General features: G+C 61.1%; 18 protein-coding genes. 10 read left to right on the forward strand and 8 right to left on the reverse strand.

All coding sequences use genetic code 11. The annotated features are described in order from the left end of the window. Nucleotides 1-850 precede the first annotated feature (850 nt). The 4 genes from M1P90_RS16515 (at nucleotide 851) to M1P90_RS16530 (ending at nucleotide 4,541) form a co-directional block, all read left to right on the forward strand. Entirely contained in the window at nucleotides 851-1,612 is a 762-nt protein-coding gene (locus tag M1P90_RS16515) for an SDR family oxidoreductase (RefSeq protein WP_483704139.1), read from the forward strand. A 381-nt stretch (nucleotides 1,613-1,993) separates the two neighbouring features. Next, nucleotides 1,994-2,785 carry a Nif3-like dinuclear metal center hexameric protein gene (locus tag M1P90_RS16520; RefSeq protein ID WP_483704141.1) on the forward strand — a complete coding sequence of 264 codons (792 nt, stop codon included), beginning with the start codon at nucleotides 1,994-1,996 and terminating at the stop codon, nucleotides 2,783-2,785. A 219-nt stretch (nucleotides 2,786-3,004) separates the two neighbouring features. After that, nucleotides 3,005-3,433, forward strand: a complete 429-nt coding sequence (locus M1P90_RS16525; RefSeq protein WP_483704143.1) for an FKBP-type peptidyl-prolyl cis-trans isomerase — start codon at nucleotides 3,005-3,007, stop codon at nucleotides 3,431-3,433. A 172-nt stretch (nucleotides 3,434-3,605) separates the two neighbouring features. After that, nucleotides 3,606-4,541 carry an IS1595 family transposase gene (locus tag M1P90_RS16530; protein WP_483704145.1) on the forward strand — a complete coding sequence of 312 codons (936 nt, stop codon included), beginning with the start codon at nucleotides 3,606-3,608 and terminating at the stop codon, nucleotides 4,539-4,541. A 140-nt stretch (nucleotides 4,542-4,681) separates the two neighbouring features. On the opposite strand, the gene M1P90_RS16535 is transcribed toward M1P90_RS16530, so the two are convergent. Further along, on the reverse strand, nucleotides 4,682-6,013 hold the full coding sequence (locus tag M1P90_RS16535; protein WP_483704147.1) for an aminotransferase class I/II-fold pyridoxal phosphate-dependent enzyme: 1,332 nt from the start codon (nucleotides 6,011-6,013) through the stop codon (nucleotides 4,682-4,684). A gap of 628 nt (nucleotides 6,014-6,641) precedes the next feature. Beyond that, nucleotides 6,642-7,574: a DMT family transporter gene (locus M1P90_RS16540; RefSeq protein ID WP_483704149.1), complete on the reverse strand. Its 933-nt coding sequence runs from the start codon at nucleotides 7,572-7,574 to the stop codon at nucleotides 6,642-6,644. A gap of 342 nt (nucleotides 7,575-7,916) precedes the next feature. Here M1P90_RS16540 and M1P90_RS16545 point away from each other — a divergent pair, with 342 nt between their 5' ends. After that, complete coding sequence (locus tag M1P90_RS16545) at nucleotides 7,917-8,063, forward strand: hypothetical protein (protein ID WP_483704151.1); 147 nt, start codon at nucleotides 7,917-7,919, stop codon at nucleotides 8,061-8,063. A gap of 8 nt (nucleotides 8,064-8,071) precedes the next feature. Here M1P90_RS16545 and M1P90_RS16550 read toward each other — a convergent pair whose 3' ends face one another. Next, nucleotides 8,072-9,286, reverse strand: a complete 1,215-nt coding sequence (locus M1P90_RS16550; RefSeq protein WP_483696970.1) for an IS701 family transposase — start codon at nucleotides 9,284-9,286, stop codon at nucleotides 8,072-8,074. A 170-nt stretch (nucleotides 9,287-9,456) separates the two neighbouring features. On the opposite strand from M1P90_RS16550, the gene M1P90_RS16555 reads away from it, so the two are divergent. From M1P90_RS16555 to M1P90_RS16570, 4 genes are all read left to right on the forward strand, one after another. Beyond that, nucleotides 9,457-9,912, forward strand: coding sequence for a hypothetical protein (locus M1P90_RS16555; protein WP_483704153.1), 456 nt, complete (start codon nucleotides 9,457-9,459; stop codon nucleotides 9,910-9,912). A gap of 251 nt (nucleotides 9,913-10,163) precedes the next feature. Continuing rightward, nucleotides 10,164-11,189, forward strand: a complete 1,026-nt coding sequence (locus M1P90_RS16560; RefSeq protein ID WP_483704155.1) for a tetratricopeptide repeat protein — start codon at nucleotides 10,164-10,166, stop codon at nucleotides 11,187-11,189. Nucleotides 11,190-11,333: 144 nt separating this feature from the next. Beyond that, complete coding sequence (locus M1P90_RS16565) at nucleotides 11,334-11,888, forward strand: hypothetical protein (protein WP_483704157.1); 555 nt, start codon at nucleotides 11,334-11,336, stop codon at nucleotides 11,886-11,888. A gap of 150 nt (nucleotides 11,889-12,038) precedes the next feature. Continuing rightward, nucleotides 12,039-12,794: a DUF429 domain-containing protein gene (locus M1P90_RS16570; RefSeq protein WP_483704158.1), complete on the forward strand. Its 756-nt coding sequence runs from the start codon at nucleotides 12,039-12,041 to the stop codon at nucleotides 12,792-12,794. Between the two features lie 108 nt (nucleotides 12,795-12,902). Here M1P90_RS16570 and M1P90_RS16575 read toward each other — a convergent pair whose 3' ends face one another. The 3 genes from M1P90_RS16575 to M1P90_RS16585 all read right to left on the reverse strand — a co-directional run bounded on the left by M1P90_RS16575 (nucleotide 12,903) and on the right by M1P90_RS16585 (nucleotide 18,749). Further along, nucleotides 12,903-14,228 (reverse strand): nucleotide sugar dehydrogenase, encoded by a 1,326-nt coding sequence (locus M1P90_RS16575; protein WP_483704160.1) that lies wholly within the window; start codon nucleotides 14,226-14,228, stop codon nucleotides 12,903-12,905. Nucleotides 14,229-14,601: 373 nt separating this feature from the next. After that, nucleotides 14,602-15,837 (reverse strand): glycosyltransferase, encoded by a 1,236-nt coding sequence (locus M1P90_RS16580; protein WP_483704162.1) that lies wholly within the window; start codon nucleotides 15,835-15,837, stop codon nucleotides 14,602-14,604. An 8-nt stretch (nucleotides 15,838-15,845) separates the two neighbouring features. After that, nucleotides 15,846-18,749: a glycosyltransferase family 39 protein gene (locus tag M1P90_RS16585; protein ID WP_483704164.1), complete on the reverse strand. Its 2,904-nt coding sequence runs from the start codon at nucleotides 18,747-18,749 to the stop codon at nucleotides 15,846-15,848. A gap of 185 nt (nucleotides 18,750-18,934) precedes the next feature. Here M1P90_RS16585 and M1P90_RS16590 point away from each other — a divergent pair, with 185 nt between their 5' ends. Beyond that, on the forward strand, nucleotides 18,935-19,159 hold the full coding sequence (locus tag M1P90_RS16590; protein ID WP_483704166.1) for a hypothetical protein: 225 nt from the start codon (nucleotides 18,935-18,937) through the stop codon (nucleotides 19,157-19,159). Between the two features lie 79 nt (nucleotides 19,160-19,238). Here the strand turns inward: M1P90_RS16590 and M1P90_RS16595 are convergent, their stop codons facing one another. After that, complete coding sequence (locus M1P90_RS16595; protein ID WP_483704168.1) at nucleotides 19,239-20,723, reverse strand: GAF domain-containing sensor histidine kinase; 1,485 nt, start codon at nucleotides 20,721-20,723, stop codon at nucleotides 19,239-19,241. Nucleotides 20,724-20,987: 264 nt separating this feature from the next. Next, a complete protein-coding gene (locus tag M1P90_RS16600; RefSeq protein ID WP_483704170.1) occupies nucleotides 20,988-22,139 on the reverse strand; it encodes an iron-containing alcohol dehydrogenase in 1,152 nt (383 codons plus the stop codon). Nucleotides 22,140-22,284: the final 145 nt, after the last annotated feature.

Below are 22,284 nucleotides of genomic sequence, written 5' to 3' on the forward strand. Positions count from 1 at the left end.
TGCAATATTGCGATGCGCGCAACATTGCACGACAAAGAATAAAAAATACCGCTCTGCCGAAGGCAGTTGCTGCCGCGTAGGGGCAAAGCAGCCCCAGGCAACAAAAAACCTTCCCGCGCAGGGAAGGCTGTTCGTCGCGCCCGCAGTGAGCGAACCCGATTCGCGTCAGCGAATCATGTGCGCAGCCTTCCTTGCCCACAGCGAAGGAGCCCTCCCGGGTCGCGGAGAGCGAGTGGCAGATCGAGCAGGATGTTGCGCGCAATCGTCACAGCCTGGAACTCCATATCATTTCGACACACACCTATTCTACCATAGGTCTTTGCAATGCCGCAATCGGCCTTTGGGCGGACAAGCGATTTACGATTGACGATTTGCGATTGACGATTGGGGCAAGTGGCGGCCACAATCTTCCAGCGTCCTGAGTAGGCCGAAGGCCGTATCGAAGGGTGCTGGGCGCTAAACAACTAGCGAATAATTCACCGCAAAGACGCAAAGAGCGCGGAAAAGCGATTTACGATTGACGATTTGCGATTTACGATTGAGGCAAGTGGCGGCCGCAATCTTCCAGCATCCTGAGTAGGCCAAAGGCCGTATCGAAGGGTGCTGGGCGCTAAACAACAAGCAATTCACAGGAGGGCGCTGGTTTTCGAGGCGCTGGGGAGCGAGCTTTGCTGCACCCTTCGATACGCGCTCCGCGCTACTCAGGATGCCGAATGTTTTAGTAATCAACAATAACCTGCCAACTGCTCACTGCCGACCGCTAACTCAACACTCAACACTCAAAACTCAAAACTCGCTTCCCCAGAATGTGCTATGCTCCCCCGCACAGGTGCAGCAAAGGAGCAAAGCAATGTCAGAATCGATGGCGGGCAAGGTCGCGCTTGTGACGGGCGGCGGCTCGGGGATTGGGCGGGCGGCGGCGCTGGCCTTTGCGCGGGCGGGCGCAGCCGTGGCCGTGGCCGATGTCGACGCGGCGGGCGGGCAGGCCACCGCCGGGCAGGTTGCGGCGGCGGGCGGTGCGGCGCACTTCATTCGGGCCGACGTGTCGCGCGCGGCGGATGTGCAGGCAATGGTGGCGGAAACCGTGGCGCGCTTTGGGCGGCTCGACTATGCGCACAACAATGCCGGGATCGAGGGGCGCGTGGTGCCGCTGCTGGAGTGCGACGAAGCCGAGTTCGACCGCATCATCGCCGTGAATTTGAAGGGCGTGTGGCTGTGCCTCAGGCACGAGCTGCCGCAGATGATCGCCCAGGGCGGCGGCGCGATTGTCAACACTGCCTCGGTGGCCGGGCTGGTTGGCTCGGCGGGCATGGCCGCGTATGGCGCAAGCAAGCACGGCGTGGTGGGCCTGAGCAAAACCGCCGCCGTGGAATATGCGCGCGCTGGCATTCGCGTGAACGCCGTCTGCCCCGGCTTTATCCACACGCCCATGGTCGATCGTTTCACTGGCAACGAGCCCGCCGCCAACGAGCGGCTGGCGCGCAACGCCCCGCTCAAGCGGCTCGGCACGCCCGAGGAAGTGGCCGAAGCGGTGGTGTGGCTGTGCTCCGACGCGGCCGCGTTTATCACCGGGCACGCGCTCGCGATTGATGGTGGATTGATCGCTCTTTAGGTAATCCGCAGATTTCACAGATTGCGCAGATTATAGAGAAACTTGCCTGTGCACGCGAAAGCATGGTGATTGGGCCACAGAGAACACCGAGATCACCGAGCAATAGAGCTATATTTGGTCCTTTTTTTACGCACTGCGCACTATGATACAAAAACATAGTGCGTAATACTCAAACTCCTGGTGTCTCGGTGTCTTGGTGGTAAACGCCCTTATCGCGCTTATTGTGATGGTCATGCCTTTGATATTAAACACCAAACGCATCTGCGTAATCTGCGAAATCTGTGGATGGTTCCCACTTCGCAAAAGCGCCGAAATCGTGCTACACTCGCGCCCTCTGGCGCGGCACCGTCCGCCCGCGCCGCACAAGCGAAAGAGCAGACTATGAGCAGCGAACCAAGCATCCAGCAGGTGATCGACCGTATTCTTGCGACCACGCCCTTCCAGCCCGGCGTCGATACCGTCGATACTGTCAAAATCGGCAATGCCAGCCAGCCCATTCGCGGCATTGCAACAACGTTTCTGGCAACGTGCGAGGTGATCGAGCAGGCGGCGGCCAGCGGCGCAAACCTGCTGATCGCCCACGAGCCACTGTTCTACAACCACCTCGACGAAACCGACTGGCTGGCGAACGATCCGGTGTACGCCGCCAAGCGTGCGCTGATCGAGCAGCATGGCATGGTGATCTGGCGCTTCCACGATTTCTGGCACGCCCGCCGCCCCGACGGCATCTACGTCGGCGTGCTGCGCGCGCTGGGCTGGCAATCCGACGCCGACTCGCCCTTCCTGTGCACGCTGCCACCCACCACGCTGGCCGAGCTGGCCGCGCAGCTCAAGCAGCGCCTGGGCGTGGGCGTTGTGCGCATGGCCGGCGACGCCGACATGCTGGTGCGGCGCGTGGGTTTGCTGGTTGGCGCGCCGGGCGGGCGCTTCCACATCAATGTGCTGGGCCGCGACGACGTGGACGCGCTGGTGTGTGGCGAGATCGCCGAGTGGGAAACCTGCGAGTATGTGCGCGACGCAACGCGCCTGGGCATGAAGAAGGGCCTGATCGTCGTTGGGCACGAGCCAAGCGAAGAAGCTGGCATGGCCTACCTGGCCGAGTGGCTGCGCGAAAACGTGCCGGGCGTGCCGGCGGCGCACATCCCCTCGGGCAATCCGCTCTGGTATGCCTGATGCGCCTGCGGCGCGACTAATCCACAGATTTTGCAGATTTCGCAAATGAAAGACCTCATATCTGCGAAATCTGCGGATGAATCTGGGACTTTAATAGGCCCTGCGGACACATGCGCCTCTTTGCGCCAGGGCACTGTGTATGCTATGCTGTAGCGCACCAGGGGTATGTGCCGGGCGCTGGCGCGGCGGCAGCCCGTGGCTATGAGAAGGAGTTTCCGCATGACGCAGGCCAAAAACGGCGATACAGTGCAAGTTCACTATACCGGCACGCTCGACGACGGCACCCAGTTCGACAGCTCGGTTGGGCGCGAGCCGCTGGTGTTTACGCTCGGCACCGGGCAGGTAATCGCCGGTTTCGACCAGGCGATTCTGGGCATGCAGCCCGGCGAAACCAAGCGCGTGAATATTCCCGCCGACGACGCCTATGGCGAATATGAAGAAGACCTTGTGTTCGAGGTTGCGAGCGAGCAGCTGCCCAGCGGCTTCGCGCCCGCGCTTGGCGAGCAATACCAGATGCAGCAGCCCGACGGCCAGGTCGTTGTGGTGACGGTGAGCGAAATCTCGCCCGACGGCGTGACGCTCGACGCGAACCACCCGCTGGCCGGCCAGGACCTGACCTTCGAGCTGGAGCTGGTGGGCATCGAGTAGGCCCAACGTTTTGGAAAAAGGCGGGCGCAGGCAGAATTCGTTCTGCCTGCGCCCGCGTTGTTTGGTAGCAGTATTCGGTTGTCAGGATTCAGGAGCTTTTTGGTTTGCTAAAGCCTTCTGCAATGGCTCAACAGTACAAGTAGTGCAAACTGAGTCGAGCATTGGTATACTGATGGACATGGATTTCCCACTACTCACTTTGCTGGATACCGACGCTAGTGTGGCCTGGCTCGAACAGCATTTCCATCCCGACGGTTTCGGCTGCCCGCATTGCCAAGCCGCCCTGACGAACGCCCGACGCTTTCGCATCAATCGTGGCAGTGGCTTGCCAGTCTATCGCTGCCGCGTCTGCCACGGCGTCTACACGCTCTATAGCCGCACGATTTTCGAAGGCTCTCACTTGCTGCCTGCCCAGGTTGTCTTGCTGCTTCGTGGTGTGTTTCAAGGCCAATCGAGCGCTCAATTGGCGCGCGAACTTGAACTCACCGAAAAGACCACGTTAAAATGGCGCCATCGCCTTCAAGCCCAAGCCGAATGCATCCAACCGACCATACCGCTGGCGGATCGGAATACCGAGAGCGACGAGATGTTCCAGAACGCGGGCGAGAAAGGCACCGAGCACTTCGAGGCGGCTGACCCACCGCGCGTGCGGGCCAATAAGCGTCGCGGGCGCGGGACATTCGCCAACGACCGACCACCCATTCTCGGAACGGTTGGTCGCTTGACCGGTCAGGTGCGGCTGCGGGTGGTGAAGGACACCAAGCAGACGACCTTGCGGGCGCATGTGGAGCAGTTCACCGGAGAAGGTACGCACGTTTACACCGACGAATACGATAGTTATGCGACAATCGAACGCCCACATACGACGGTGTGTCATGCAGCGCGTGAATGGGCACGTGATGCGGATGGAGACGGCACGCGCGAAGCGCATACCAATACGTGCGAAGGGATGTGGACTGGGTTGCGCACGTATTTGCGTGTATTTCGAGGCGTACATAAAGCGTACCTCAGTGGCTATGTGGCGCTGCATGAGTTTCGGGTCAATCTCAAAGCGGTCACCGAGTTGTTCGTCGCCGCACTTGTCACCGTGCACTACTTGTACTGTTGAGCCTCTGCAATTTCCATTTACTTGAGCTGCAAGCTCTACTCTAGCAAGCTTCCAGGAAGCTAATCTGGCTATCAGGTTGAAGTAAAACTGGCCTGAGCTTCCTGGAAGCTGAGTGCAAGAATATGTGTTTGCCAAGGTACTTACGCCCGCACGAAATGCAGGGTCTGGAAGCCCTGCCGCAGCGCAACAACTTCGTCGCGCACGGCAGCAGGCGACTCCCCGCGCACCAGCACGCGCGCAATCAGCTCAGCCACGCGCGGCATGTCGGCGGGCTGCATGCCCCAGCGCGTAATTTCCTGCGTGCCCAGACGAATGGCGTTGAAGTCGCCCGCGATGCCCGGCAGCGGCAGCTCGATTCCACTCACCAGAATGTTCGCCCGTTCCAGCAGGCGCGCGCCAGCGGTGCCGCCGCCATAAGCGTGCGCGTGAATGGCGACGTGCTGCGAGGCCGTGTGGCCGCGCCCGGCAACTGCGTGCACCGGGCAGCCCGCTTCCGCCAGCGCGGCGGCCAGCGCCCGGGCATTGGCGATGCACATTTGGGCATAGGCACGCCCAAACTCGCGCAGATCGAGCATTGCAACCACCAGCGCAGCAGTTTTCGCCAGGTCGAAATTCGCCGTCAGGCCGGGGTAGGCAATCGCATCCAGCCGCTGCGCCAGCTCGGCGTCATTCGTGAGGATCATGCCCGACGGCGGGCCGCCAAACGACTTGTAGGTCGAACTGGTCATCAGGTGCGCGCCTTCGGCCAGCGGCTGCTGAAATTCTCCGCCCGCAATCAGGCCCGACATATGCGCGGCGTCGTACATCAGGTAGGCGCCGACCGAGTCGGCAATTGCGCGCACCTCGGCGACCGGGTAGGGGAACAGGCACATACTGCCCGCGATGATGATCAGTTTGGGGCGCAGGCGCACGGCTTCTTCGCGCAGCGCGGCCAGGTCGATTGTCATGCGCGCCGCGTCGTAGGGCACATCGTGAATATCGAGGCCATACAGCCCGGCCGCGCCCGCCGCGTGATGCGTAACATGCCCGGCGGCGCTGTCGGCAAAGGCCATGATCGTGTCGCCGGGGCGGGTGCAGGCCATGTAGGCGTACAGGTTCGCCAGCGAGCCGCTGCCCACGCGGAATTCGGCGTAGCGGCAGCCAAACAGCTCTTTCAGCAGCTCGGCCGCGATGATCTCGATCTGCTCGGCGTGCTGCATGCCCATTTCGTACTTCGCGCCGGGGTAGCCCAGGCTGGGCCGGCTGCCGACGCTGGAGGCAAGCAGGCGCGCGGCGCGCGGGTTGAGGATGTTGGTGCCGGCGTACAGGCTCAGGCACTCGCGATCCATGTAGTGCTCGTGGCGACCGAGCAGGCCGATCACTTCCTGCTCCAGCGCGTTGGAATCGAGCGCGCGGTAGGCGGCGGCGCGCTGCTGGATGGCGCTTTCAAGCTCGGCGGGCACCCAGGGCCGCGCCGCGTCGGTTGTTGTCATAGCAAACCCTTTACGAAGACACGAGACACGAGACGAAGGACCGCCGACGAAGGACGAGCGGAAATTTACCACGGAGACACGGAGATTTTGGATTTACGATTTGCGATTTACGATTGGGACGAACGACAAACAACAAACGCCGGTGGTATTCACCGCAAAGAGCGCAAAGAACGCGGAGGTTCAGGTATTGGGTACAGGTTGAATGTTAGCAAGTTGCAGGTTCTCGGTTCTGCGGTTCTGCAGTTCTGTTGCAGGTTGCAGGTTTGAAGGTTGCAAGTTGCAGGTTCTGCGGTTCTCGGTTCTGTTGCAGGTTGCAGGTTTGAAGGTTGCAAGTTGCAGGTTCTGCGGTTCTGCGGTTCTCGGTTCTGTTGCAGGTTTACAGGTTGCACGTTTCTGCCTACCGCCCACTGCCTCCTGCCCACTGCCTCCTGCCTACCGCCCACTGCCTCCTGCCTACCGCCCACTGCCTCCTGCCCACTGCCTACTGCCTACTGCCTCCTGCCCACTGCCTCCTGCCTACTGCCTACCGCCCACGGCCTCCTGCCTACCGCCCACTGCCTCCTGCCTACCGCCCACTGCCTACCGCCCACTGCCCACTGCCTCCTGCCTCCTGCCTACTGCCTACTGCCTACTGCCTACTGCCCTCCCCGCCGCCCGCAAACACCACCAGGCTCACGCCCGCGAGCATCAGCGCCGCGCCGGCCAGGAACGCCAGCCCAAGCGGTTCGCCCAGCAGCAGCCAGGCCAGCAGCACGCCCGCCACCGGCTGAAAGTACATCATTGCGGCTACCGGCGCGGCACTGGCCCGCCCGAGCGCCCAGAACAGCACCAGAAAGCCAAACACCGTCACCAGCAGGCCGGTGTAGAGCAGCGCCGCGACGCCAACCGGCGTGAACTGCGGCACCTGCCCAGTCGCCCACTCATAGCCGGCGAAGGGGATCATCGCCAGCGTGCCGACCGCGCCAGCCGCCGCGGTTGTGGGCAGGGGCGCGTGGCGGCGCATCAGGTCGCGCCCAAGCAGGTTGTAGACCGCCCAGCCCAGCGAGCCCGCCACAAAGATCGCGTCGCCCAGCGCGCGATACGCAAAGCCCGCGCCGGCATTATCGCTCGGCCAGACAATCAGGAGCAGGCCGGCAATCGCGAGCGCAAAGCCCAGCGCACCCCGCCTGCTCAGGCGCTCGCCAAGCCAGGGCCAGGCCAGCAGCGCCACCCACAGCGGCGTGGTCGTCGCAATCATCGAAACGTCGGAGGCCGGGCTAAGCTGGAGCGCGACCGTCTGGCTGAGCTGCACAAAACAGAAGCCGCACAGGCCCATCGCGGCGATGCGCAGGCCGTCGGGGCCGCGCAGCAGCCGCCAGGTCGCGCCGCGTGCCATTGGCAGCAACACGGCCAGCGCGATGATAAAGCGCAGCAGGGCAAAGGTCAGCGGCGGGATGCTGGCGAGCGCGGGCTTGGTGATCGGGAAGGCTGCACCCCAGATCACATTCACGCCGGCCATGGCGAGCACGGCCAGCTGCGCCCGGCGCACAGCGACATCCTGGGAAAGTGTTGTGGTAGTCATTGGTTTTGTTTCGTCAGCACGGCACAGTGCGCGTATGATACCGCAGATTGCGTGCGGCGCTGCGGAGGGGCGCAAGAAACGGAACCACGAAGACACGAAGGAACGAAGGGGTGAAAGGGACGGGAACCACGAAGGCACGAAGGGGCGAAAAGGGCGGAAGGAACGGGAACCACGAAGGCACGAAGGGGCGAAGGATTTAGTTATGATGCGAAATAATTCAACAGGGCGTGATGTATACATGTTATGCGAAAGTTGCTTAAATAGCCCATTACGACAATCGTTAGGCGAATCTCTCCTTCACAGTTTGGCGTTTTCATGCCAACAGAATAAGAAGGAGGGATCATGCGAAAGATTTGGATTATCGGATTTCTTGTGCTATTGATTGGTTGCAGTGCGCAAGAGGCAGCACAAGCACCGACACAGACACCATTCATTATTCGCCAGGTTGTAACGAGTGTTGTTATCCAAACTAAGGTTTTGCAGAAATAGGCGAAAGCTCAGGGTAAAGCCAAACGGAGCTTGATATCGGACAGAGTCATGCCTTGGTGCGATTGTTCGATGGCCCAAGCAAGCGTTTTGCCCAAGGTCTCGCGAGCGATGGTGCGACAGGACTCGCCAATGGTCATCAGGCGTGTGTGAGCCCATTCGAAGGCACGATCATGCTTCAATTGGCGCATCAGAGCCGTGTACGCCAGGACGACGAGGTGCATGTGCCTGGTCTGGCCCATCCCGTCCCTGAGCTGACACTCGCCCATGCCCAAATGCTGCTTCCCGTCCCGATGAAAGGTCTCCGTCCCTGTCCAGCGCTTTTTGTAGACCTTCAAAATGCGATGAGCTTCCCACTGGGTTCGGTTGCTGATCAGGATCTTGCGTGGCGTCGCAGCTTCTGCTTCTGACCACAACACCAGAATACGCACTGGGTGGTTGACATTGGGCAGACGAACGGACTTGGTGAAGTACCATTGCGTGTGACCGCCGACCGTAAACTTGGTGCGAACAAGCGGCGTGAGCGTTTTGACCCACTCAGTCACGCTGGTCTGCTTCCCGCTGACTACAATCACTCGGTTGGCTTTCAAATCACCGATGTAGCTGCGACCTTTGGCGTGGAGGGTGTTCATAATTGGCGCGTTGGTGAAGTAACTGTCGAAGGTGAAGTCGCCCGGTATGTCCTCAGCGACAACCCAATCGATCAGTTCCTTAGCGAGGTCGGTGTGATTCTTGAACGGGCGCTCGTCGTCGCACTGCTCGCGCTTGCGGAAGCGCCGGAAATCGAGCGGATAATGCTTCCCACTCGGGTTGACGTAGTTGGCAAACAGGTAATCGTGGGCGATCAGGTGGCGTTTGTCGGCATGGTCCCAGAAATAGCCGACATCCTCTATCAGTTTGCCGTCATGATCTATCAAAGTGTTATCGATCGCGATAACGCCGTCGTGACGATAGCGCGTTGCAGCGTCCTGTTGAAGCCATTCGAGCCGGTGCGCGTTGATGCGCTGGACATCCCAGGGCGCTTCAGTCAACCATCGATTGAGAGTGGATTGGTCGGGTGGGGCGGCAAACTCTCGCGTGATACCGCTCACGGTCTTGTGCTCCGCTACAAACAGCCCGGTCAGGTATTCGGCAAAGTGGCGGCGTGAAGGCTCATTTGGAAACAGGTCGGCGAACTGGACCAGCAGTTCCTCGACCACCTGTGGTATCGCGACAATTGCTGGCACCTGTGCCTCCCAACTGGTAGACCAACGCTCGCCTGATCATATGCTCAGAAGCTTGTTGCCGCAAATCTGCAAAAGTCCAGATCCAAACACAGGTTGTAACAGCGACACCGAAGCCCGCAACCGCGACACCAAAGGCCACAGCTACTCCAAAAGCTACGGTAGCATCTGAAGTGACGGCATCACCGGCAGCAGGAAAATGGGTTGTAGATAAGAGCACATCATCATTTGACGACTCTTCCACGGTTGTGCTTGCGCTAAAAGCTGAAAATGATATACCGGGTACCGTTGGAGACGTTCGCCCGAAACTCATTGTTCGATGCCAAGAGCACGTTAAAGAGGTCTATATCTATACTGGTAATCAGCCCGATGTGGAAAGCGGCAATTACGACGGTGCTACGGTGCGTATGCGTTTCGATAGCGACCCAGCTATAACACACAATGCGGGTAAATCGACAGATGGAGAAGCACTTTTTCTCGATCCGAGCGGCAAATTTATTGAATTGATGCTGAAGCATCAAAAGCTCGTTTTCGGTTTTACGCCCTATAGCAGTAGTCCAACTGAGATTAACTTCGACCTTCAAGGCTTACCTGACGCTATCGGGCCACTCAATGATGCATGTAAATAATAACCGTGAGGTTTCATCAGGTTAACGCGTGTACGGCCCGCAACTCCCCCTTTCTCCCAAACTGGAAAGGCGCCACGTAAATCCCTTCAAACCCTTCTCCCGTTCTGGGAGAAGGGTGCCGCATCGCGGCGGGATGAGGGCAAATAGCGCATTTCTCTACAGCAGCGGAACAACCAATAATACGCAAGTTGCTTAAATAGCCCATTACGACAATCGTTAGGCGAATCCCTTCATCCTCGTTAGGCGTTTTCATGCCAACGATAGAGGAGGTTCCTATGGCCCAGTTTTGCTCAGAATGTGGCGCGCCGCGTGTTGATGAAAATGTCCACTGCACTTCTTGTGGCGCAGAAATCTTGATAGCCAAGCCAAAACGTAAACGCCGCGACCTTACTGTTGATGAGTTGGTTCACCAAGGTTTAAGTCGATATGGTTCGGGGCGAACAAGTGCAGCAAGAGAGTCTTTTACGAAAGCTGTTGAGCTAGATCCCACATCAGCCGAAGCTTGGTTTGGTCTAGGAATCACTAACCCCAATGATCATATAAAGCAACAAGAATGTTTTGCACGCGTTCTAGAAATTAACCCAGAGCATGAAAAAGCTCGTCAATGGCTAGGTAATGTTGAAAGAATTTTACAAAACAAGAATGCTTTTTTTGCTCCGCAACCAAATCCGCAGCCACCGCAGCCACATCCGCAAGCAATTGTACCAACGAACACAAAAGGAAACTGGACAATTCACATTTCGAGCCAGCTTATCACTATTCCGAAGCAATGTGTCTGTTGTGGCGGGCAGCCAGACACCCAAAAGACCTTTACAGCCACACAGACACGGGGAAAGCAGGTTTCTACACGCATCAAAAATGCACAAACTAAAGGATGGGATTTTCCCTTTTGCTATCACTGTATTGAGCATGATCGGCAAGCGTCACAACTTATGGTAGGACCAAGATGGGGATATGCTGGTTCGGTCATACTGCTATTAGGGGCTGTGTTCACAATTCAAATATGGCTTATCGCTCTTATCTTGGCATGTGCCGCTATAGTGGGATTGTTCTTTGCCTCCAAACGAATGAATACTGCAAAAGCTCATGCACGTGAATTGCTTCATCCTACCTGTGTTGATACGAGCAATAAAATAGTTCAATATCTTGGCTGGTACAAATCAACGCATTCGTTTAGTATCCAGGCGCAAACATATGCGATCAATTTTATGCGCGCTAATCGGGCAAGGCTTGTAAATATGCCAATCGAGGTTTTGCGTGTTATTGATGGTCAATAAAGGTTCATAGCTGATAATGGTGACCGGTGCGCCGATGGTAGTGCGCAAATTTATAAAATAGCCCATTACTACCATCGTTAGGCGAATCCCTCTTTCTTCGTTAGGCGTTTTCATGACAAACGCTACGAAGGGAGAGGGATTTTCATGAGCGAAACAACAGTAACAAAGCAATGTCCATTTTGCGCAGAAACAATTCAGGCTGCGGCTGTCGTATGCAGGTACTGCAATCGGGATTTGAATGCGCCAATTGTTGACAGTTCAAAAGATCGGGCGCTGCTGAATACTTCGATTGCGGCGTACACAAAGGAAGGTTGGCGCATAACCAGTCAATCGGACAGTGGCTTTCAAGCCGTGAAACCACGCCAATGGTCAACCGTGGGGCTGGTGCTGTTTGTCCTTTTGCCAGGATTATTGGGTTGCGTGTGGGTTTATGGCTTTGGAATCGCGCTATTAGGTTTGTTGCTCGTGACGGTCGATTATTTGTTGAAGAAAGAACAGCAGGTGTACGTTACAGGGCAAAGCATCCGCAAGGACGTTGTTGATAAGCTCGCACCAGCGCGAATTATGACCCAGGCCGGCGGCAAGCAAACTGTATGCTCAAAGTGCGGCGGCTTCGTTCGGGCCGATGCAACTGAATGCAAGCACTGCCGAGAAGTATTTACGCCCGCGCTTGATACATCGCCAGTTTTCAAAGACTGAACAAGCCATACGCTTTCAAATAGAGAATAGTGCATAACACTGACAGGTTCTTGGTTCTCGGTTCTTGATTCTGGCAGGTTTGTTATAGCAACTTGGTGTCTTGGTGTCTTGGTGGTAAAATTTCACAGTTCGCACTACAGGAACATCCCTATGCTCTTCATTGGCCTCGACCTGGCATGGACGCCGCATAACGCCACCGGCGCGGCGCTCGTGCGCGGCGACGCGGATGGCGGCGAGCTGCTCAGTACTGCGCTGCTCGGCAGCATGGACGAGATTGTGCAGCATGTGGCCGAGGCCGCGCCGGCCGGCACGCCCGCGCTGGTGGGCGTGGATGCGCCGCTGTGGGTGCCAAACGCCACCGGGCGACGGCCGGGCGAAAGCGAGCTGGGGGCAGTGTTTGCAAAATTCCAGGCCGGCGCGCACCCGGCCAACCGGGGCATCGCGGCCTTTCGTGAGGGCGTGCGCGGCGAGGAATTAGTGGCGCGGCTGGCGGCGCATGGCTTCACGCACGATTGCGCGATTGCGCCGGGCGCGCCGGCCCGCCAGGTGATCGAGGTCTACCCGCACGCGGCCATGGTCGCGCTGTTTGGGCTGGCGCGCACGCTCAAGTACAAAGCCAAGCCGCGCCGCAGCCGCGAAACGCGCATGGCCGCCTGGGCCGAATACCAGCGCCACCTGGCCGCCCTCGCCGCCGCCGAGCCGTCGCTGCGCGGGCAGGATGCGATTGTCGCGCACGATGTGGGCGCGCTGCGCGGCCGGGCGCTGAAAGATTTCGAAGACGGGGTGGACGCGGTGATGTGCGCGTATATTGTGCTGTTTGGCTTCCGCTGGGGCGCGGCGCGCTGCCGCACCTTTGGCACGATGGAAGGCGGCTACATCTACTCGCCGGTGCCGCAGCCCGGGTAGACGAAGGACGACCGACCAAGCACAGCAAGGATTTTCTCACCACAGAGAAGCGTAATGCGTAGTGCGTAGCAGAGTGAGATTCTACGCACTACGCACAATGCACTATCTCTACAGCAGCACGATCTTTTCGCGCCCGTTCGGCACAGAGCGCGTGGCGTTGCGCGTATCCACCACCACCCGCGCACGCTCGACGATATGCGCATAGTCGAAGGCGCTATGGTCGGTGATGACGACCACGCAATCTGAATCATCCAGCAGCGCATCCGAAAGCGGCGTGGTGCTGAACGTGCGGCCGTGGTGGTCTTCGAACTGCGCCACGTGCGGATCGACCGTGGTGATCTCCGCGCCATCGCCTTCCAGCAGCTCAATCACCTTGAACACCGGCGACTCGCGGTAGTCGTCTACGTCGGGCTTGTAGGCCACGCCCAGCAGCAGCACCTTTGAGCCGTTGATCGCCTTGCGCTGGCCGTTCAGCGCGCGCGCCACCAGATCGTGAACGTGGCGCGGCATCTGCGTGTTGATCTCGCCGGCCAGCTCGATAAAGCGCGTGGTCAGGTCGAACTCGCGCGCCTTCCACGTGAGGTAGAAGGGGTCGACCGGGATGCAGTGCCCGCCCAGGCCCGGCCCCGGCGTGAACTTCATGAAGCCAAACGGCTTGGTGGCGGCGGCGTCGACGACCTCCCAGACATTCAGGCCCATGCGGTCGCACAGGAGCGCCAGCTCGTTCACCAGCGCGATATTCACCGAGCGGAAAATATTCTCGAACAGCTTGGTCAGCTCGGCCACGCGCGGCGAAGAAACCGGCACCACGCGGCTGGTGATGTGGCTGTAGAAGGCGACCGCCAGCTCGGTACAGCCGGGCGTCACGCCGCCCACGACCTTGGGCGTATTCTCGACCGTCCAGCCCTTGCTGTTGGTCTGCCCCGGGTCGATGCGCTCGGGCGAGAAGGACACAAACACATCTTCGCCGGTTTTCAGCCCGGTCGATTCCAGCTCGCGCTGAATGATTTCCTCGGTGGTGCCGGGGTAGGTTGTGCTTTCGAGAATGACAAGCTGGCCGGCGCGCAGCACACGCGCAACGTCCTGCGCGGCCCGCTCGATAAACGAGGTGTCGGGGTCGCGGGTGAGGTTGAGCGGCGTGGGCACGCAGATCACCACCACATCGCACGAGCGCAGCCGCCGGAAGTCGGTGGTGGCCTCGAAGCGGCCATTTTCGCGCAGCTCGGCCACCTCGGCGCTGGTCACGTCGCCGATATAGCTGGTGCCCGCGTTCAGGCGCGCAGCGCGCTCGGCGCTCACATCGAAGCCCAGGACATTGAAGCCAACCCGCCCGGCGCGCGTAGCCAGCGGCAGGCCGACATAGCCCAGGCCAATCACGCCCAGGCGCGCGGCGCGGCTTTGGATTTTTTGCAGAAGTTCGCTCTGGATGGACATACGAGTTCCTTTATTTGGTTGCAGGTTTATAGGTTTGCAGGTTGCACGTTATTTCGACGAAAGACGAAAGACGAATGGGATTTCACCGCAAAGAGCGCAAAGGACGCAGAGGGTTGCAAGTCGCAGGTTTGAAAGTCGCAGGTTTGAAAGTCGCAGGTTTGAAAGTCGTAAGTTCGTAGGTTGAATGTTGGAAAGTTGCAGGTTCCGCAGTTCTCGCCCTTCGATACGGCCTTCGGCCGGGGCACCCTATGGGTCCAGGACGTGGTTCTCGGTTCTGCGGTTCCTGGTTCTGCGGTTCCTGGTTCTGCGGTTCCTGGTTCCGCGCTCACCCTTTCACCCCTTCACCTTGTCACCCTTTCACCCCTTCACCCCGTCACTCCCCCAGCGCCAGCGCATAGGCACGCTCGAAACGCGCCGCCGTCTGGTCCCAGGTTAGCTCGGTGACGACGCGCTCGCGGGCAGCCGCGCCCAGCCGCGCCGCAAACTCCCGGTCGGCCAGCAGGCGGTTCACCGCCGCCGCAATTGCCGACGGGTCGCGCTCGGGCGTCAGCAGGCCATGCACACCGTCGGTAATTACGTCGGGGATGCCGGCCACGCGTGAAGCCACCAGCGGGCGCGCGGCGGCCATGCCTTCGAGCAGCGCGTTCGGCAGGCCATCGACATTGCCCTTCTGGTCGCGGATCGAGGGCACGGCATAGACGTCTGCGGCGCTAATATACTGCGCGGCGCGCTCGCGTTCGAGCTGGCCGGGAAAGCGCACGCTGGCGGCAATGCCCAGATCGTGCGCGCGGCGCTCCAGCTCGTCGCGCAGGTCGCCATAGCCGGCCAGCGCCAGCACCGCCGTAGGGTGCGCGGCCAGCACCTGCGGCCATGCTTCCAGCAGGTAGGTCAGCCCTTTTTTGTACACCAGCCGGCTCACCGTCAGCACCAGCGGCGTGGTCGGCGGCAGGCCCAGTTCGGCGCGCACGGCAGCGCCCGCGCCAGGGTCGGGCTGGAAGGCGGCTACGTCGACGCCATACGGAATGACGCTGGTGCGCTCGGCGGGCGCGCCCAGGCGCAGCGCGCGGTCGCGCAAATCGCCGCTGCACGCGGTGATCGCGCCCGCTGCGCGGTAGGTCGCGGCGGCAGTGAGCGACAGTGGCGCGGCGCGCTCGGCCAGGTAGACATCCGAGCCGTGCATGCTCACCACCAGCGGCAGCCCGCGCAGACGCGCCACCAGCGCGGCCGGCGTGCCATTCGGGATCACCCAGTGGCCGTGGATCAGGTCGAAGCGCGTGCGGGCGCTGAGTTTCAGCATTGCCAGCATGCCCGCGCCAACGGCCAGCGGCGCGGCGGCCAGCACTGCGCCTTTCAGCCCAACATCGGCCTGGAGCGACTCGGCGTAGCCCCAGACGTTCAGCGCGCGGGTGGGGCTGTAGCGAAAGAAGTGCAAATGCACGCCGCGCTCAACCGGCGCGCGCCGCACGTCGCGATGGAAAGGAGCGACAACATGGACAGTGTGGCCGCGCCGCACCAGCCCGGCGGCAATTTCCTCAATAAACGGTGCCGTCGTTTCGCCCGGGTACTTCGGGTACGACGAAGTGAGCATACAGATATTTAAGGGTCGCACAACAATTCCTATGGGGCAATCGCCGCCACGCCGCCATAATCGGCCGGCAGGCGATACACATGCGTCACCAGCTCGGTTGGCTGGCCATCGACAATCGCCGAATATGGTGGCGTCGCATACACGTCTTCAAAACCAAGCTGGTCGTCTTCCAGCATGCCGTCGAGCAGATTGCGCGTGTCGGCGCTGGGCTGCGCAAAGGTGTCGCGCACGAGGTAGCGCACGCCATAGAAGCGCGCCAGCTTCAGAAAGACCTCGCGGCTGCGGGTGTTTGGCACCATCAGCGCGGGGCGCTCGCTGACCCAGTTGAGCTGCCAGGGCAGGCGCGTCATCACCACGTCGTTGGGGTCGGTGTGCGTGCGCAGCCAGGTGTAGGCGTCGGTGTCGGCCTGGTAGAGCGCGGGCTCTTCGCGCACTTTTTTCGCGTTGTAGGGCCACGAAGGCGCAATCACCAGCGCCAGCGCCACCAGCGCCAGCACCAGCCCGGCAGGTGCCCAGCGCCCGTCGCCAATTGCCGCCACGCGATCGTAGCCGCGCCACAGCGCATAGCCGGCCAGCAGCGCCATCCAGGGCATCACCATCAGGAAATAGCGTTCTTCGTCGGCGTGCCAGTAGCCCACCAGAAACAGGAAGTAGGGGCCAAAGGCCAGCACGAGCAGCGCCAGCAGGTTGCGCCGCGAGCGCAGCGCGCCAAGCGCGCCCAGCAGCGCCAGCCACGCGCCCACGCCAAACAGCAGCGCCTTCTTCTGGCTGTCGGGGTCGCTCAGCGCGCGCGACTGGTCGAGCCACGGCGGCAGCAGGTAGTTGCGCACCGCCTGCGCCTGCGTCGCCAGCTTGAGCAGCGTCACGTCGAAGCCCCAGCGCAGCACCCAACTGCGGTCGGGCACGCCGTCGGCGCTCAGGCTGCCCTGGCGTGTAAACACACGGTAGATGTCTTCCCAATCGCCAAAACCCAGCACCCATGCGTCGTGGCTCTCGGTCGAGTAGAAGGGCTTGCCAAACAGCAGCATGTTGCGCGCGAGATAGGGCGCGAGAATCACGAGCGCGAGCCCGCCCCACAGCACCGCCGCCGCCAAAGCACGCGGCAGCGCCCGCCGGTCGCGCCAGGGCAGGCGCAGCAAGAGCCACACGCCAATGCCCGCCGCGATCAGCGCGCCGCTCGGCTTCTGCAAGAGCATCAGGCCGGTCAGAATACCAGAACCAAGCAGCGACCAGCGACCGCCGACTACTGACCACGCCACGTTTTTCTGCCGCCCATCGTCCTTCGTCGGTCGTCCTTCGTCGTCGGTCGTCAGTCGTCGGTCGTCAACTGCTCGATACAGCAGGTAGATCGCGCCAAACGAAAACACCACAAACGCCAGGTCGCTGGTGGCGTAGATCACCAGGCGGAAAAACAGGTAGTTCGTCAGGATCATCAGCGCGGCGGAAAGGCCCACGCGCCGATCCCAGATGCGCGCGCCAGCGGCATAGATCAGCGCCACCAGCAGCGCCATGAAGATCAAGTTCGGGATTTTGGCGGCCCAGTTCTGCGGGCCAAACAGCAGAAAGAAAGGCGCGATCCACACGGGCTGCATCAGCGGCCATGTTTCCTGCGGGCGCGTCACGCCGGGGCCGTAGGGGTTGAGCTGATAGAACTGCGTGACGTAGTCGACCACCCAGCCGCGCCCGCGCACGAGGTTGCGCGCCACCACGGCATTATCGGCATAGTCGGCGTGCCCAACGTAGGGCAGCTGCGCAATCAGCGTGGCCTCGTAGCCCAGCCAGATGATCGCCGCCAGCAGGAGCAGGCCAATCGCCCAGCGCCGCGCGCCCAGCCGCCGCACAATCGCGCCCGCCAGGCGGGGCAGCCCTTGCCGGCCACGCACCAGCACCAGCAGCACCAGGCCCGTGCCAAGCATGCCATACAGCAGCGAGTCGGGGAAGCTGCGGCGGAACAAGGCCACGCCCGGCAGGCCCAGCGTCGCGCTCAGCCGCCCAACCAGGTATATCAGCCAGGCGGCCACCAGCGCCACCAGCCCATAGTTCAGCGCCCGGCCGCGCGCGTAGCGCCGCAGCAGCGCCACGCCCAGCGCCAGCAGCTCGCGCCGGTAGGCCAGCAGCATCAGCACAAGCAGCAGCGCCGCCAGCCAGGGCAGCAGCGCGGCCGCCCACACCCGCGCCAGCGCCAGCACGATCGCCACTGCGCTGATCAGGAGTGTGGCCAGCACAAACGAAACGTTGGGCCGCCGCGTGAGCGCCAGCAGCGCCAGCATGCTCAGGCCGCTGCACACAATCAGCCACAGCAGCGGCAAGAGCGCCGGCCGCACAAAATACGCTGGCGCGGTGCCGCGCAGCTCAAGCGCGTCGATGCGAATGCCTTTGGGGCGCGGGTCGCCGCCGGTGAAGGTAGCGGAGGTGTGAAGATGCAGCGTTAGCGTGTCGCGGGTATTTGCAGATGCGGGGATGGTAAATTCGTGGCTGGCCCACTCCGCGCCGGGCTGAAATGTGAATACTGGCACGCCATTTGCTGTTATTTCCGCCGTTGGCTGGCCATTCCCGGCAGCATCTTGCGGCCAGCCCTGCGCGCGCAAGTTCACAAGAACGTCGCCGCCGCCCAGCCCGGGCAAATTGATATCGGCATCCTGTCTTGTCCAGCGGCTGCGGTCGCCAGCGTTCCCCGTAATTTCATCGCTGTAAAACGTAAATGCGTCGCCTGCGCCCAGGCCCTGGCTTGCATCGAGAAACAGGCGGTCGCCCAGCCAGCCAATTGCAATCCGCGAATCGAGCGGCGCCTGGTAGGCCAGGAAGCCCGCCAGCAGCGCCAGCAGCAACACCAGCACCAGCCGCAGATCGCGCAGATACGCAAAAATACCCCGGCGTGCCGGGGAGCGCGCAGGCCAGATCTTCGGTTGTTGGCTCGCCGTTTCGGTACTCACGCAGCCTATTATACCGCGACTTCAGCTGACGAAACAATGCGCCGCAGCTGATGGGCATGCAGGATACGGCCTACTAGACACAGGTACAAATTGTGTTAAAATAGACCGGATTTCTGTGTTGCGTTTTACAATTGTTATAGTTTGGCGGGCAACGTCGCCTGCATCGTTGCGAGAGGAAGCACCCTATGTCTGTTGTTGAGCTGGACGTATTGATTGACCGGCTCCTTCCGCAGATTCTGGCTGACCGCGAGCTGGGCGATGGTCGCATTTTTACCCGGCTTCATCTCAATCATCTTTGGGCACTCAGCTGCCTCCATGCCGGCGAATGTTTCGACGAAGAGATTTTAGCCCGGCAGGTCGCCAATCATCTTCCTCCGCGCGTGCTGATGTCTCGGGAAGTTGGCGCGTAAGCCAAAAAACAAAACACAAGGCGGGCGATCCACACTAGGATCCCCGCCTCTTTTTTTTTGGCCCTGAAATACCTGCGCGTCACGCACTCACAAATCGCTCGCGCAAACCCTCGTACACTGGCACGTCATCCAGGCTGGCAGCAGGAATAGCCACACAGATCGTCGAACCGTGCGGGCTGCTTTCTTCCAGCCAGATCCGCCCGCCCAACGCCTCAATATCGCGCCGCGCAATGCTCAAACCCAGGCCCGTGCCCGGCGTGGCCGAAAGCGCCCGCGCCCCACTTCCGCGATAAAACGCCTCGAACAGCCGGTCGCGCTCTTCATACGGAATGCCCGGCCCTTCGTCGGAAATACGGAGCAGGACATTCCCGTCGTGCAGATGCGCGGCCAGCGTCACCTGCCCGCCCTCGCTGTAGCGCACCGCATTATCGACTACTTCGTGCAGCGCACGGCCCAGGCTGGGAATATGCGCAACCCCGGTCAGCTCAGGCGACACGTGGATATCGAAATATACGCCCTTTGCCGCCGCAATCGGCTGGTACGATTCGATGATTTCTTCGAGCAGTGGCAGCACGCGCACCGGCATGATCGGCGGCGACTGCTCGGCGGCAGGCGGGGCCAGCCCAAGATCAAAGGCCAGCACGCGATCAACCAGCGCCTGGAGCTGCGCAATACCAGTGCGCGTAATATCGGCCAGCGCCGGCGTCATGCTCGCCTGCCGGTCGTAGAGCTGAATGGCAAGACTGAGTGTTGTGAGCGGGGTGCGCAGCTCGTGGCCCACGCTCTGGATGAACTCGGCCTTGAGCTGGTCGAGTTCGCGCAGCTCGTAGTTCAGGCGCGCAATTTTGCTGTAGGCGCGCGCATTCTCAAGCGCGCTGCTCACGGCGGGGGCCAGCATCAGCAGCACATTGATCACGCGCTCGGGGTAGAACTGGCCGCGCAGCGACGGGCCGCAGCCGTAGATGCCGATCAGCTGGTTGCCAACTCGCAGCGGCAGCACCAGGCGCACGCCCTGGCTGGTTAAGGGCGACCAATCCAGCTCGGGCTCGTTGGTGGGGATAATGAGGTAAGAAGCATTGGCGAGGCGGCGCGCGATCACGCCATTGCTCAGCAGCGGTTGCCCCGGGCCTGGCCCCGACGCGCTCACCATCACAAAGGCGCGCTCGTCCGGCGGCTCCAGCATCCACAGCCGCGCGCCCTGCACGCGCAAGCGCAGCGGCAGATCTTCAAGCAAAATAAAGGCCAGGCCCTCGGGCGTGAGTGTGTGGCTGAGCTTTGCGCCAATATCGCGCAGCATCACCTGGCTGGTTTGCCAGTTGCGGTGCAGCAGGCGGTTAAATCCCACCGCCAGCCGGTTCCGCAGCGGCACCACCAGCGTTGCCACAAACACCGTCACAAGGACGTGGCCAAGCGGCATGGCAGAAGTGTCGAGAAGTGGCGCCAGAGTGCTGATCAGCACGAAATAAAGAACGCTCAGCAGCACGATCAGCGTACTGATGGTGAGCGCTTTTCCCGTGAGACGAGCGCGCCGATCCGACCCGACTAGCGTCGTTCTGCTATCCACGGCCCCCCCTTAGCGTGATCGCTCTATTGTAGAGAACGCCAGAATAGGGGGGAAAAGATACGCGAGGGGCCAAAAAACTTTATGATAGGCCGGTAGCAGAAACCTAGCAATAGATTATTGTAATTTACGCAGGCGTCAGCGAAGCCACGAATATGGCAATACTAGCATCTGTATCAAATATTTTTCAGAAGAATCATGTAAATTCGGTTGAAATAACTATACAATGCCAACAACCGATCCGCCCATATGTTCGCCCAACCAGCGCTACCAGGCGGCGTGTAGGATGTCGGCAAGCTGCTCGGCGGCCAGCGCGCGCGGGTTATTTTGCAGCGCCGGGTTCGCCAGCGCCACCTCGGCCACGCCGCCAAGCGAATCCTCGGGCAGATTCAGGTCGCGCAGGTGCGCGGGCAGCCCGCAATCGGCGGCCAGCAGGCGCACCGCGTCGATGCCGTCGGCGATCACGTCTTCCTCGGGGCGGCCGCCCGAGTTCACGCCCATGTAGCGGGCGATTCGCGCAAAGCGGTTAGGCACCGCCACGCTGTTGAATTGCATGCCATACGGCAGTACAACAGAGCTAAGCATGCTATGCGGCAAGCCAAACGCGCCATCAATTGCCTGCGCGGCGGCGTGGACCATGCCGAGGCTCGCGCCGCCACTGCTCGAAAAGGCCATGCCGGCGATGCAGGCGGCAATCAGCAGCGCGCCGCGTGCGCCCATGTCGTCGCCGTCGTAGGTGGCGTCGCGCAGGTTGTTGGAAATCATGTCGATCGCCTGGAGCGCCAGAATATCGCTGATTGGGTTGGCATCCGCGCCGGCCAGCGCCTCGATGGCGTGGGCCAGGGCCTGCATGCCAGTGGCGGCGGTGAGCTGTGGGGGCAGGCTGCGCAGCAGCTCGGGGTCGAGGATCGCCAGATCGGGCGCGAGCGCGGGGTGTGCAAACGAGAGTTTTTCGCGCGCTGCTTCATCGCGTATCAGCGCCCAGCCCGAGACTTCGCTGCCCGAGCCGGCGGTGGTGGGGATGGCGATCAGGGGCAGCAGCGGGCGGCTCAGGCGTGGCGCGCCCATATGATCGCGCAGCGCGCCGCCTTCGGCCAGCAGCAGGCGGATGGCTTTGGCAGTGTCGATTGCCGAGCCGCCGCCAAGCGCCACCAGCACATCGGCACCCTGCGCGGCAGCCGCGCCCTGCGCCACCGCAAGGACTGAGCCGCCCGCCGGGACGTCGCAAAATGTGCCCGCCACCTTGCCAGCAATGTTCGCCTGCACCCGCTCGACCAGGCCGGCGGCATCCACGCCCGCGTCGGCCACAATCAGGGCGCGGCGGGCGCCCAGGCGCCCCAGCTCAGCATCGAGCTGGCCCAGCGCGCCAGCCCGAAAAAGGACGCGTGGCCGCACCTGAAACGAGAAAAAATCTAGCATGCTCTGCTCCCGCTCGGGCTAGTGCGCTTTCAGCGCAGGGTTTAGGGAATGGGGTATAGGGTTTCGTGATTCCAATGCGCTGAGGTGGCATTCGCCACCACCTGTTCGCATTCTGTGTGTACTGGTTTCTTCGAAAATTCGCTGC

This window comes from Kouleothrix sp. 19917 (assembly GCF_057073505.1).

What these genes read in the sequence shown, in the direction of transcription:
- M1P90_RS16560 (WP_483704155.1), top strand. Translation starts at nt 10,164, where the DNA reads ATGCCAACGATAGAGGAGGTTCCTATGGCCCAGTTTTGCTCAGAATGT.
- M1P90_RS16530 (WP_483704145.1), top strand. Translation starts at nt 3,606, where the DNA reads ATGGACATGGATTTCCCACTACTCACTTTGCTGGATACCGACGCTAGT.
- M1P90_RS16525 (WP_483704143.1), top strand. Translation starts at nt 3,005, where the DNA reads ATGACGCAGGCCAAAAACGGCGATACAGTGCAAGTTCACTATACCGGC.
- M1P90_RS16590 (WP_483704166.1), top strand. Translation starts at nt 18,935, where the DNA reads ATGTCTGTTGTTGAGCTGGACGTATTGATTGACCGGCTCCTTCCGCAG.
- M1P90_RS16545 (WP_483704151.1), top strand. Translation starts at nt 7,917, where the DNA reads ATGCGAAAGATTTGGATTATCGGATTTCTTGTGCTATTGATTGGTTGC.
- M1P90_RS16600 (WP_483704170.1), bottom strand. Translation starts at nt 22,139, where the DNA reads ATGCTAGATTTTTTCTCGTTTCAGGTGCGGCCACGCGTCCTTTTTCGG.
- M1P90_RS16515 (WP_483704139.1), top strand. Translation starts at nt 851, where the DNA reads ATGTCAGAATCGATGGCGGGCAAGGTCGCGCTTGTGACGGGCGGCGGC.
- M1P90_RS16540 (WP_483704149.1), bottom strand. Translation starts at nt 7,574, where the DNA reads ATGACTACCACAACACTTTCCCAGGATGTCGCTGTGCGCCGGGCGCAG.
- M1P90_RS16575 (WP_483704160.1), bottom strand. Translation starts at nt 14,228, where the DNA reads ATGTCCATCCAGAGCGAACTTCTGCAAAAAATCCAAAGCCGCGCCGCG.
- M1P90_RS16520 (WP_483704141.1), top strand. Translation starts at nt 1,994, where the DNA reads ATGAGCAGCGAACCAAGCATCCAGCAGGTGATCGACCGTATTCTTGCG.
- M1P90_RS16565 (WP_483704157.1), top strand. Translation starts at nt 11,334, where the DNA reads ATGAGCGAAACAACAGTAACAAAGCAATGTCCATTTTGCGCAGAAACA.
- M1P90_RS16535 (WP_483704147.1), bottom strand. Translation starts at nt 6,013, where the DNA reads ATGACAACAACCGACGCGGCGCGGCCCTGGGTGCCCGCCGAGCTTGAA.
- M1P90_RS16570 (WP_483704158.1), top strand. Translation starts at nt 12,039, where the DNA reads ATGCTCTTCATTGGCCTCGACCTGGCATGGACGCCGCATAACGCCACC.